This is a genomic window from Mycobacterium arosiense ATCC BAA-1401 = DSM 45069, from assembly GCF_002086125.1.
Classification (GTDB): domain Bacteria; phylum Actinomycetota; class Actinomycetes; order Mycobacteriales; family Mycobacteriaceae; genus Mycobacterium; species Mycobacterium arosiense.
In genome coordinates this window covers 1-10,121 of sequence record NZ_MVHG01000127.1, presented here as the reverse complement: position 1 = coordinate 10,121, position 10,121 = coordinate 1, and the positions used below count along the sequence as shown (strand labels likewise).

The following is a 10,121-nucleotide window of genomic DNA, read 5'->3' as shown; positions in this document are numbered from 1 at the left end:
CAGCCCACTACGCTGCCACCTGTACCCACCAATGAACGACTCTCCTTCGCCGTGGACCAGTTCACGGGGTCCGGTCACGACCATAAATGCCTATCGCCCGTTGATGATAAATATCGGTGGCAGCCAACAAGTAACGGCGACTGCTACTCAGACCGTAACGGAGCGACCCACAACTTCAACAATTAATTCTCAGCAGCCGCAGGCTGAGCTTCCCCCGCCGGTCCCGGCTGCCGAGGTACTCCCTCCTAGTGCTACGCACTGCTCATCTAATCCGGTGAACGTCCCGTTGAGCAATTCTGCCGCTGGAACGGAGATAACCAGTTGCCCATTCGCTGAAGCGGTGCGCGCACAGTACCTCCGTCAGGATCTGCGGGCCACATCAATAACGCTGAACGTCATGAGTCCCGTCACCAATAAGAGCTACGTAATGACTTGCATAGGGGCCCAGGTCGTCACCTGCACCGGTGCAAACGACGCAGTGGTCTACCTGTACTAACCGCATTCGTAGACATTTCGCCTCTGTGCACGCATTCAGCACGAACAGGGCCAGGAAAAGCGCGGCCAGCCCCATGGGCGGCATCTGAGCCATAAGCCAGTCGGGTTTCTGTCGACTCGATCACTTCGTCCGCATTCATAGCTACCGACCAAGCCACCTCCAGCGACACTTCGACCGTCTCAGCGCAAGTGAAGTAGTGCACTACTCGTGCCCGCGCCCGGGATCGCGGAAACGATCTAGCCATGAAAGACAACCTCGCACCACCCAGCTGGGCAACCATGGTCGACGAATGGGACAACGTCGGGCCGGCGTTCAGGGTGTTCGACGGCCCGGAGTGGAGTATCGACGCCAACCACGGGCGGCGGGCCGAGATTGTCGTCTCCGTCATCGGGCGGCAATACGTTGACGGGCGCGCTGAGTGCCAGGTGGTCATTGACTGTCCCGACACCCCGATCATCGCGCCGGCAGAAGCCCGGAAGCTGGGTAACGCGTTGATTGCCGCGGCAGACGCCGCTCACGGTTGACTTCGTGCATGGCCGGCCCGGACGAGGGGCCGACGCCGACCGATTCTTCGCGAGCCTCAGTCGCTGGTGTGGACGATCAGCACGTCGGTCTTGGCCCTGCGGGAGACGGCGGCCGGGACCGATCCCAGCAGCCGCCCGGCGACGCTGCTGAGTCCGACATTGCCGACGACCAGCAGGTCGGCGTCGACGTCCTTGGCCAGGTCCACCAGCACGTTGATAGGGGCACCGACGATCGACTTCTCCTCCACGTCCTTGGCACCTGCTTGGCGCGCCCGCTCCCTGGCGTCCCGCAGGATCGCGTAGTAGGGCGCCTCGCGCACCGTCCGGTAGTCCTGACCGTGGTCGCTGCCGGGCGGGATGGCGTAGCGGCCGCGTTCCTCGGCAACGGGAAGATGCGCCGTCACAACGATCAACTTCGCGCCGTGATCCGCCGCGATGGCGGCCGCGCGCCCCACCGCACGCAGCGACGAGTCCGAACCATCCGTGCCGACCACCACGGTCTGATAGGCGCTCATTTCTCATGCAGTGTAAGGCCGACGACGGCTCGTGAGATAGGAATCGGCCGGAGTCGGCCCCCGCTGGACTTACCGGCCGGGCGCTTATGCACCTCCGAGAATCGTATTCGAGGCGCCGGCTCCGGAATTCCTGGTTGTTAACCACCGCGAACACGCAATAATGCCAGCATGCGTCTGATCTACGCCGCTGCGACGGTTGGCATTGCCATGGCTATCTCGCTGGGGCCGCCAGCTCACGCTGACACTGGCGTCCCTGGTTACGTTCAGTGCATAGGGGGCGATGCGACGCCGCCACCACCGGGGGTAGCCGCAGAGAATTGGTTTCCCAGCCTTCATGTCATCGACAACGACATCATTTCCGGTGTGCCTTCGCAAGAAGTAGTTCAGCGATTGATCAACATGGGAGTCAAGCCGGAGGATGCCGCCACCCGAGTGCGGTGTTATCTGGCCAATTCGCCGCACTAGAGCGTCCGCCCGTTCCTGAATAGGTTATGCGCCCACGTTTTTCATCGCGAGCTCGCGGTGAAATCTTTGAATGCGCTATCTTCTGGCAGTGACCAGATCTGCTCACGTGAGCGCAATCGCAGCGACGCTGGCGCTGACGGCGTTTTTCACCGCACCTCAGGGCACCGCCGACCCGACGACCCAACAGTCGCCATTCCCGACGGGAAAATCCGGCACCAGCATCCATGTCACGGAGTACAGCACCGCCACCGCCGACGTCACGCTCAACAGCGCGACGTGGATCTCGTCCGGCTGCTCCGCCGGCGGTGGCTGCAACGTCATCGAGGTCACCATCGAGGGCAAGTCCAACGCGCCGTTCAACTACAGCCCGTCTTCGGTGACCGCCGCCTCTTCCCCGTGGCGGCAGGACCCGAACCGCGATGTCGAGGGCGGCTCATCGCTCGTCGACTACCAGAAGATCAACAAGACGCCGCCGCTGCGCGCGGGCAGCGTCACCAGCGGCCAAACCGCGCACGGATATATCGCCTACGACGGCAACGTCAAGCAGGGCGACGTTTACATCGAGTTCAACGATCCCGATGCTCCGGCGGCGCCCACCCCATTGGCGGGCTGGAAAGTGCACACCTGAGCGCTGCTGTAACCGCGGTGTCCCAGGGCATCACGTGTTCGGTTGTCTCACAACAGATTCCGAACGTCGGACTGGCCACTGGATGAAGACTTGGCCGGGTCTTCGGCCTGCGCCAACTCGACCGCGCTCCGGTGATTGTCCGCCGCGGCCCGCCAGTGCTCGTCAGCTTCGTCCCGTAGTTGCTCAGGATCGCCGAGTCCCTCCATGGCCGCGCGTTGCAGATGGTTTGCCGCCCGCTCATGTGCGCGTGCAGCTTGGTCGTGTCCGCGCGAGGCGGCGATATGCGCGTTCACGGCGCGGTCCATGGCGTCCTGCGCATGCCGCCGCGCCCGATCGACCGAATCCTCGGAAGAATGCTCGCCGGCTGCCGATTCGGCACGCCGCCGCCGGAGCTGTTCGATCCGCTGCCCCGCCCTCGCTGCACGCTCCCACGGATCGGGAACCTGTGCGTCTCGCCGTGCATCCATCAGCGGTGGACCCTCGTGGCACGCGACATGACTCGACTCCGTCGTTTCGAGCGGAATTGGGAGCGGTGCCCGAAGCCCGTGACCGTACAACGTATCCGTTTCGCGAGGTCCGTGGCGCCGAATTCCGTCGATTCCACAGCAGGATCCCGAGTTTCAAACCGCCATTCCGTGTCAGTGCCAGGCGTTACGATCTGCCAAAGAGCTACTGATTCGAGGGGCCATGCACCGCACCCGACGTTTCGTCACCTCACTCATGGCGGCCATCGCGTTGCTGATCGCGACCGCGGCTTTCGCTTGCGCGCCGCCTGCGTCGGCCGACCCGGTATGCGGTGTGCCGGGAACGCCGCCGTGCGCGGGTCCCAGCCCCCTGACGCCCGAGCAGCAGTGCGCGTTGATCGCATGGCGGTCGATGATGCCGTGCAACTGGCTCGGAGTGCAGGTCCCCGCTGGCACTCCCGGAAGCTGGGACAACCCGCCGGCGCCACCGCCGCCGCCGCCGTGAACCGATGGCAGCTAGTCGCCCACGCGCTCGGCGGTCATATTCATGTCAATCGTGCCGTGGCACGCGCCGCTCAAGATGTCGGTGTGCATGACCCCGCCAAGCGTGCCGTCGGCTTGGGGCGTGTAGTGCACCTCGGCTCGGGCCGGATTCCACTGGATCGTGGTGTCGGGCATCATGCAGTCCCACTGAAAATCGTTCGCCTGCGACCACGACTTTCCATCCCAGGTGAACTGAACCGGTTGCGGCACCGTCGGGTTGGTGGGCGGCGGGCCGCTGACGATGGTGGCGACGCATTTGCCGCTCGTGCAGCTCGAACGGAGGCCGTAGGTCTCGGTGCGCTGCACCTCGGGGTCGCCGACGGCCATGCTGGTCCCGGCCTTGGGGCCGACCATGAACGTGATCGCGTACTTGCCATTCCAGGACGGATTGTCGGCGAAGGCGGTCGGGGTAAGCGACGCGGAAATTGCGAACGGCACCGCGGATAAAGCGACGACGCATTTAAGACGGAGTGACGTCATCGTTCCTCCTGCGGGTCCGTAACCATCCAATAGTCATATGCCGAGCCGTCGCCGACAAGGCGCCGGCGGCTAACCCGAATTAGGAACGGGTCCGCCGGATCGCCTCTGGTCCGCGCCCTACCAACCCCACTCGTCATCGTCCAGGACGTCCACGGTCAGGGCGTTGTCGGCGGCGCCTTGCGTCCCATAGGTGAAGGTCAGCAGGGTGCGGTCGTCGTCGAGGGGTTCCGTGGCGACGACGGTGGCGTGCCCGACCTTCATGCGGATCCTGTCGCCGGGCTTCAGTTCGTCGACACGTTTAAGGGTCACACTCAACCCACCAGCGAAGTACTGGTGCAGCAGAAACTCCGGCGATTCATCGCCCTCCTTCACGACCGAGTCCCCCGGCCCGGAAAGCGCATTCGCGGACCAATACACACGGTCGCTCGTGATTTCCGGATCCTCAATCGTCTGACCCGGAAATTTCGCGCGGCACGGCAGCGGGTTGCAATATACCCCGGTGTTCCGGCGCCATGGCGGCTGCACAATGTGAGGCGTGAGTTGGACGAGGTATACCGGCAGAGCGCTCGCGGATATCACCCTGGACGGCGATGCGTTGCACGCCGAGCTCGAAGACTCTATCCGCGTGGACAATCCGCATCTGACCGACGTACGCCTCGAGCACGCAATCGCGACCGACACGCACAACGCCGGGCCATCGAAGCGGTGGTACGAGGTCACCTACCTGGCTGAAGACCCCGAAGGCGATTCGTAGCATGCGAAAAAGCGCGCCGAAGCGGCCAGCCATCGCCCTGGTCGCTGCGGTCGGTTGCGCGATCGCCGCGCTGCCGACGCCGATGGCCCGGGCCGACGACGACTTCGTCGCCCTCGCCGTGTCCGTGGAGAGCGGACGAGCTGTCGGCTGGGGCACCGGGGCCAGTCAGGAACAGGCGAACCGAGTCGCGCTCGCGCACTGCACCGCCGAGGCCGGCGACGTCTGCGAAGTGGTGGCCGGCACCCGCAACGGCTGCGCATCGGTGGCGTTCGACCGCCTCTCGGGCCGCTTCCAGGGCGGCTCGGGGCCCGACATCACCGCGTCCACCGCGGACGCGTTGGCCAAGCTGGGGTCGCCCAACGGGCACGTCAAGGCCACCCACTGCTCGTCCTGAAATTCGTGGATCGACGCTCATCGCACGAGATGGACACCGCGATTCGACTATCGTTCATCTGGAGTCGTCCTTGACTGCACGCCGACGGGCCCGCGCACTGAGGGGAGACCAGGACTGTGATGAGAGCTGCGAAGTGGCCGGCGGTCTGCGCGATTTTTGTGTCCATCGCCGCCTTGGCGTTCGCGGCGCCGGCCTCAGCGGATGGTAGCGACGACGCGTTCATCGCGGGCCTCTCCAAGGGTGGGATCACCATGCCCGACAACGGCGATGCGATCGCGAAGGCCCGCGCGGTGTGCACCGGCATCGCCGCCAACCCGAACGCCTCGATCCTGGCGATCCAGCTGGCCAGGCAAACGGATCTCTCGGTCAGGCAGTCCGCCTACTTCGTCGGCCTGTCGATAGCCACCTACTGCCCGCAGTATAAGGAGGACATCGACCCCTCGGTCATTTGGCTGCTGCCGGGGCCCCCGCTGATGTGAGCACAACGACGGCAGCACAAAGCTTTTCGCCGCTCAGCGGTGTTCGGCCCAGCACCGCGTGGATGCTCCGGCGGATCTGCTCATAGATCCAGTGCAACCCGACGTCCTGCTCGGGCCCGTCATTATCCAAACCGCCACCAGCCCTCGTGAAATATTGTGCAAACCAAGTAGTTCCGCGCGAGGGGTAGAGTCGCGGACATGAATTTGGTCGAGTGGCTGAGGACGCCCCGCTACCTGCGGACGCGTTTCATGATGGAAACGCGGCCGCTGAACCGCCTAGAGATGGAGATCGTGTTCCTCGAGGTCGCCGCCCGCCACGCGCTGGTACGCCTGCCCGTGGCGTTCATGATTCTGCCGAAGACCCCCCGGCCCTGGCGCGACGGCCCGTCGAACCCGGAACCGGGCAAGTAGAGGTCGCACGGGAGACAATGTCGACGCACGAATCCCGTTGTCCTACAGAATAAGTCGTCTCATCCACCAGGCGATGGCCGCGATCACGCCCCCGGTGACGACCGTTTCGGAGCGCATCGGCGCCTAGCGCGGGACTTGGGAGCCACCGCGGGGTCGGGCATGCTGGCGGTATGCACGTGATCAACGGAGTACGTGACCCGGCGGCCGGTTTCCCCCTCGACACCGCGGCGGACGACGCCGGCGAGCGCCGGCAGGCCAACCGCGCCGTCGCGGTCAGCGCCGTCGGGCTGGCGCTGACCGGCCTGGTCGAATTAATCATCGCGCTGGTGTCCGGCTCGGTCGCGTTGCTGGGCGACGCGCTGCACAACCTCTCGGACGTCTCCACCAGCGCGCTGGTGTTCGTCGGCTTCCGCGCGTCGCGCAAGCTGCCCACCGAGCGGTATCCCTACGGCTACGAACGCGCCGAGGATCTCGCCGGTATCGGTGTGGCCCTGGTGATTTGGGGCAGCGCCGTGGTCGCCGGTTTCGAGAGCGTCACCAAGTTGCTCCGCCACGGCGGCACCGGATATGTGGGCTGGGGCATCGGCGCCGCCGTCGTGGGCGTGGTGGGCAATCAGCTGGTGGCCCGCTACAAACTGGTGGTGGGCAAACGAATTCGGTCGGCGACCATGGTGGCCGACGCCAAGCACTCGTGGCTCGACGCGCTGTCGTCGGGCGGCGCGGTGCTCGGGCTGATCGCCGTGGCACTGGGCTGGGGCTGGGCCGACGCCGTCGCGGGGATCGTGGTCACCGGGTTCATCTGCCACGTCGGCTGGGAGGTGACCGCCGACATCGCCCATCGCCTGCTCGACGGCGTCGACCCCGACGTCATCACCACCGCCGAGGCCGTCGCCGCGTCGGTCCCCGGTGTGACGCATGCGCACGCCCGGGCCAGGTGGACCGGGCGGACCCTGCGCGTCGAGATGGAAGGGTTTTTGAACGCCGACACCCCGCTCGCGGCAGCCGACCAGATCGGCCGCCGCGTCGCCGCGGCGCTGGCACCCCGGATCCCGCAGATGCAGAGCTTCACGTGGACGGCGCGAGCGGCCTGAAAGTCTTGGGAGGCAGTCGCCCGCCGGGCACGGCTCAGTTGCCGGGGGCGCCTTCGGGCTTCGGACCGCGGTCCTCGCCGGTGATGTACTTCGGGCAGTAGTGCGCGGCCGCGAGGTAGGTGAACTTGGCCGCGGCCGCGCCCTGGAAGCCAGGATTCTGGTTGCGCAGGTCGGTCACGATCTTCGCGTCGGACTGGCCGTCGTCGAGCAGTTCGCACACCGACTTGCCGATGGTGATCGCGTTGCCGCCGTCCTGATAGGTGAGCCCGGCGTCGCGTAGGTCCTTGAGGAAGTCCTGGTCGTTGTCGATGTCCGCGTGCGCCGGCGCGGCCAGGACGAACATGGCGACGAGGCTGGTCAGCCCCAGGAGAAATCGCATAACGCTGTGATTGTCGCAAACCCGTCGGCGATTGGCATCTCGGCGGGACATCCGCAGGTGACCCACGTGCACGCACGCGGTCGACTCGCGGAAGACAGCGGTTTACGAGGTGCTCGACGCCGTCGCACTCGGTGTGGGCTGGCTGCTGCTCGAAACCTGGTCGGGGCAGTAGGTGCTGGCGGCGATCGCCGCGAACTTGTTTGCTTTGTCTTCGGTCAGGTCGGAGTTCTTCGATTGGAGCGTGCTGACAACGTCCGGCATCTGCGTCCCGCCTTTGACCGTCGTACACACCCACTTTCCCGCCCCGACGGCTTTATCCGAATCGGAATAGGTGATGCCGGCCTTGTCCAGCGAAGCAATGAATGCGTCGTCCGTGCTGTCGGCGTGCGCGGGCACCGCCATGCCGATCGCGGCGGCAAAGGCGGCCGCGCCCAGGAATAGTTTCATGGATCACAGATTGACAGAAGCGCGCTGAGCCCGCATCTCGTGACTTCGCACGGCCATCGTCAACCTCGGGTTGACACCCCGTCGCGCGTCAACCTACCGTTGACGGCATGCCCGAGCCAGTCCGCATCTCGTATCCGATCCGCCTCGACGAGCTGATCGACGCCCTCGAGTCGACGCGTCCCGACGTGTTGGATCAGCTGGCCGATGCCGTCCTGGCCGCCGAACACCTGGGCGAGATCGCCGATCATCTGATCGGTCACTTCGTGGACCAGGCCCGCCGCTCCGGAGCGTCCTGGACCGACATCGGCAAGAGCATGGGAGTCACCAAGCAGGCCGCCCAGAAGCGCTTCGTCCCGCGCGCCGAGCTCACCACCCTCGATCTCGACCAGGGGTTCGCGCGCTTCACCCCGCGGGCGCGGGGCGCGGTGGTGGCGGCCCAGAACGCCGCGCACGACGCCGGCAACAGCGAGATCACCCCGGATCACCTGTTGCTCGGCGTGCTCGGCGATGCGGCCGCGCTGGCGACGGTGCTGCTGCGCCTGCAGAACGTCGACACCGAGGCGCTGCGCGCCGCCGCCACGGAAGCGATCGCCGCGCTGCCCGTGAATGCCGAACCGCCGCAGCTCATTCCGTTCAGCGGGCCGGCGCGCAAGGCGCTCGAACTGACCCTGCGCGAAGCGCTTCGGCTCGGCCACAACTACGTCGGCACCGAGCACCAGCTGCTGGCGCTGCTAGAGCTGGAAGCCGGCTCTGCGACTCACGGACCGCTGCATCGCTGCGGCGTCGGCAAGGACCGGGTCGAGGCGGATCTGGTCAAGGCGCTGCAATCGCTGTCCGCCGGCAAGGACGCCTGAGCGGTGCGGGCGACCCCTCCCCTCGGCGCACCTCGTGTGCAATCATCCGAGGGTCCCCCGCAACGGCGCCAAGGAGGCACGATATGGCGAAGACGCACCGCTGGCTGATGGCCGCTTTCGCCTTGCTGATCGGCGTTGCCGGCGTCGCCGTCGAAGTCGGCGCGGTTGCGTCGCCCCGCGCGTGGGCCGGTGACGCGCCGATCGGCCACATCGGTGACACGCTGCGAGTGGACAACGGCACGTTCATCGCCGACGTCACCGTGAGCGGCGTGGCGCCCTGCGACCCCCCACCGGGATTCGGCTACACGCGCGAAGGCACCTACAAGGGCTTCCCCGGCAGCACCGTCGAGCGCGCCGACGTGACCATTCGCGCGATCCGGGTGCCCAATCCCTACGTCATGGCGACCGTGATGAGCTTCAACGGGGTGACCCCGAACGCCGACGCCTACAAGCCGCGGGCCTCCGACGCGCCCGACGCCCTGGACAACGTGCTCGTCAACGCGCCCAACGGCGCGATCGTGCGCGGCGGCGTGTACTGGGACGCCTACCGCGATCCCGTCTCCACCGTCGTGCTGCTGGACAAGAAGACGGGCTATCACCTCGCGCAGTGGAACCTCTGACCGCAACGTTCCAGATCGCGTCGGCGGGTTGCGGTGACGCCGCAGAGCTGGCCGCCGTTGCGGCCCTTACCTTTCCGTTGGCGTGTCCGCCCTCGGTGACCGCCGAGAACATCGCCGCGTTCGTCGACGCCAACCTGTCGGCCGCCCGCTTCGCCGAGTATCTGGACGATCCCGATCGCGCCATCGTCACGGCGCGCCAGGACGGCCGAATTGTCGGTTACGCCATGCTGGTTCGCGGCGATTCCACCGACACCGCCGAGCTGTCCAAAATGTATGTGCTGCCCGACCGCCACTCCACCGGGGCCGCGGCGGCGCTGATGGAACGCGCGCTGGCGGTCGCGGCCGGGTGGGGCGTTCGCCGGGTGTGGCTGGGCGTCAACCGGGCAAACGAACGCGCACAACGCTTTTACCTCAAGAGCGGATTCACGATCAACGGCACGCGGACGTTCCGGCTGGGCTCCGGCGTCGAGAACGACTACGTCATGACCCGCGAGCTGGGTTAGGGCGTGTCTGACAAATGGGGTAGCCAGAGGGTGATGGCGCGTAGGACTGCTGCGCCGCGGTAGACGACGGCGAG

At 66.2% G+C, this 10,121-nt stretch carries 18 protein-coding genes; 12 read left to right on the top strand and 6 right to left on the bottom strand.

Annotation, left to right across the window (positions count from 1 at the left end; translation table 11 throughout):
- Positions 1 to 738 precede the first annotated feature (738 nt).
- Positions 739 to 1,020, top strand: coding sequence for a hypothetical protein (locus tag BST14_RS26515; protein WP_083067275.1), 282 nt, complete (start codon positions 739 to 741; stop codon positions 1,018 to 1,020).
- Between the two features lie 56 nt (positions 1,021 to 1,076).
- Here BST14_RS26515 and BST14_RS26510 read toward each other — a convergent pair whose 3' ends face one another.
- Complete coding sequence (locus tag BST14_RS26510; protein ID WP_083067274.1) at positions 1,077 to 1,535, bottom strand: universal stress protein; 459 nt, start codon at positions 1,533 to 1,535, stop codon at positions 1,077 to 1,079.
- 168 nt (positions 1,536 to 1,703) lie between these two features.
- Between BST14_RS26510 and BST14_RS26505 the strand changes: the two genes are divergently transcribed.
- Together BST14_RS26505 and BST14_RS26500 are read left to right on the top strand one after the other, a co-directional pair.
- The gene (locus tag BST14_RS26505; protein WP_083067273.1) at positions 1,704 to 2,000 is read left to right on the top strand and encodes a hypothetical protein; all 297 of its coding nucleotides are present in this window, start codon (positions 1,704 to 1,706) and stop codon (positions 1,998 to 2,000) included.
- Positions 2,001 to 2,106: 106 nt separating this feature from the next.
- Positions 2,107 to 2,628 (top strand): DUF4352 domain-containing protein, encoded by a 522-nt coding sequence (locus tag BST14_RS26500; protein ID WP_083067272.1) that lies wholly within the window; start codon positions 2,107 to 2,109, stop codon positions 2,626 to 2,628.
- Between the two features lie 47 nt (positions 2,629 to 2,675).
- Here the strand turns inward: BST14_RS26500 and BST14_RS29870 are convergent, their stop codons facing one another.
- Positions 2,676 to 2,933: a hypothetical protein gene (locus tag BST14_RS29870; RefSeq protein ID WP_142279627.1), complete on the bottom strand. Its 258-nt coding sequence runs from the start codon at positions 2,931 to 2,933 to the stop codon at positions 2,676 to 2,678.
- Between the two features lie 382 nt (positions 2,934 to 3,315).
- Here BST14_RS29870 and BST14_RS26490 point away from each other — a divergent pair, with 382 nt between their 5' ends.
- The gene (locus tag BST14_RS26490) at positions 3,316 to 3,597 is read left to right on the top strand and encodes a hypothetical protein (RefSeq protein ID WP_083067270.1); all 282 of its coding nucleotides are present in this window, start codon (positions 3,316 to 3,318) and stop codon (positions 3,595 to 3,597) included.
- An 11-nt stretch (positions 3,598 to 3,608) separates the two neighbouring features.
- Here the strand turns inward: BST14_RS26490 and BST14_RS26485 are convergent, their stop codons facing one another.
- Positions 3,609 to 4,115, bottom strand: coding sequence for an Rv2253 family sensor-like surface protein (locus tag BST14_RS26485; protein WP_083067269.1), 507 nt, complete (start codon positions 4,113 to 4,115; stop codon positions 3,609 to 3,611).
- Positions 4,116 to 4,232: 117 nt separating this feature from the next.
- Positions 4,233 to 4,487 carry a hypothetical protein gene (locus BST14_RS29865; RefSeq protein WP_142279626.1) on the bottom strand — a complete coding sequence of 85 codons (255 nt, stop codon included), beginning with the start codon at positions 4,485 to 4,487 and terminating at the stop codon, positions 4,233 to 4,235.
- 163 nt (positions 4,488 to 4,650) lie between these two features.
- On the opposite strand from BST14_RS29865, the gene BST14_RS26475 reads away from it, so the two are divergent.
- The 5 genes from BST14_RS26475 to BST14_RS26455 all read left to right on the top strand — a co-directional run bounded on the left by BST14_RS26475 (position 4,651) and on the right by BST14_RS26455 (position 7,244).
- A complete protein-coding gene (locus BST14_RS26475) occupies positions 4,651 to 4,869 on the top strand; it encodes a hypothetical protein (RefSeq protein ID WP_083067267.1) in 219 nt (72 codons plus the stop codon).
- Position 4,870: 1 nt separating this feature from the next.
- Positions 4,871 to 5,263 carry a DUF4189 domain-containing protein gene (locus BST14_RS26470; RefSeq protein WP_083067266.1) on the top strand — a complete coding sequence of 131 codons (393 nt, stop codon included), beginning with the start codon at positions 4,871 to 4,873 and terminating at the stop codon, positions 5,261 to 5,263.
- A gap of 119 nt (positions 5,264 to 5,382) precedes the next feature.
- Positions 5,383 to 5,742 (top strand): DUF732 domain-containing protein, encoded by a 360-nt coding sequence (locus BST14_RS26465; RefSeq protein ID WP_083067265.1) that lies wholly within the window; start codon positions 5,383 to 5,385, stop codon positions 5,740 to 5,742.
- Between the two features lie 198 nt (positions 5,743 to 5,940).
- Positions 5,941 to 6,153, top strand: coding sequence for a hypothetical protein (locus tag BST14_RS26460; RefSeq protein WP_083067264.1), 213 nt, complete (start codon positions 5,941 to 5,943; stop codon positions 6,151 to 6,153).
- Between the two features lie 170 nt (positions 6,154 to 6,323).
- The gene (locus BST14_RS26455) at positions 6,324 to 7,244 is read left to right on the top strand and encodes a cation diffusion facilitator family transporter (RefSeq protein WP_083067263.1); all 921 of its coding nucleotides are present in this window, start codon (positions 6,324 to 6,326) and stop codon (positions 7,242 to 7,244) included.
- Between the two features lie 34 nt (positions 7,245 to 7,278).
- Here the strand turns inward: BST14_RS26455 and BST14_RS26450 are convergent, their stop codons facing one another.
- Positions 7,279 to 7,623, bottom strand: a complete 345-nt coding sequence (locus tag BST14_RS26450) for a DUF732 domain-containing protein (protein WP_083067262.1) — start codon at positions 7,621 to 7,623, stop codon at positions 7,279 to 7,281.
- 102 nt (positions 7,624 to 7,725) lie between these two features.
- Positions 7,726 to 8,070, bottom strand: coding sequence for a DUF732 domain-containing protein (locus BST14_RS26445; RefSeq protein ID WP_083067261.1), 345 nt, complete (start codon positions 8,068 to 8,070; stop codon positions 7,726 to 7,728).
- A gap of 107 nt (positions 8,071 to 8,177) precedes the next feature.
- Between BST14_RS26445 and BST14_RS26440 the strand changes: the two genes are divergently transcribed.
- From BST14_RS26440 to BST14_RS26430, 3 genes are all read left to right on the top strand, one after another.
- Positions 8,178 to 8,924, top strand: a complete 747-nt coding sequence (locus BST14_RS26440; RefSeq protein ID WP_083067260.1) for a Clp protease N-terminal domain-containing protein — start codon at positions 8,178 to 8,180, stop codon at positions 8,922 to 8,924.
- 83 nt (positions 8,925 to 9,007) lie between these two features.
- On the top strand, positions 9,008 to 9,544 hold the full coding sequence (locus BST14_RS26435; protein WP_083067259.1) for a DUF1942 domain-containing protein: 537 nt from the start codon (positions 9,008 to 9,010) through the stop codon (positions 9,542 to 9,544).
- A 14-nt stretch (positions 9,545 to 9,558) separates the two neighbouring features.
- Positions 9,559 to 10,047, top strand: coding sequence for a GNAT family N-acetyltransferase (locus tag BST14_RS26430; protein WP_142279628.1), 489 nt, complete (start codon positions 9,559 to 9,561; stop codon positions 10,045 to 10,047).
- Positions 10,048 to 10,121: the final 74 nt, after the last annotated feature.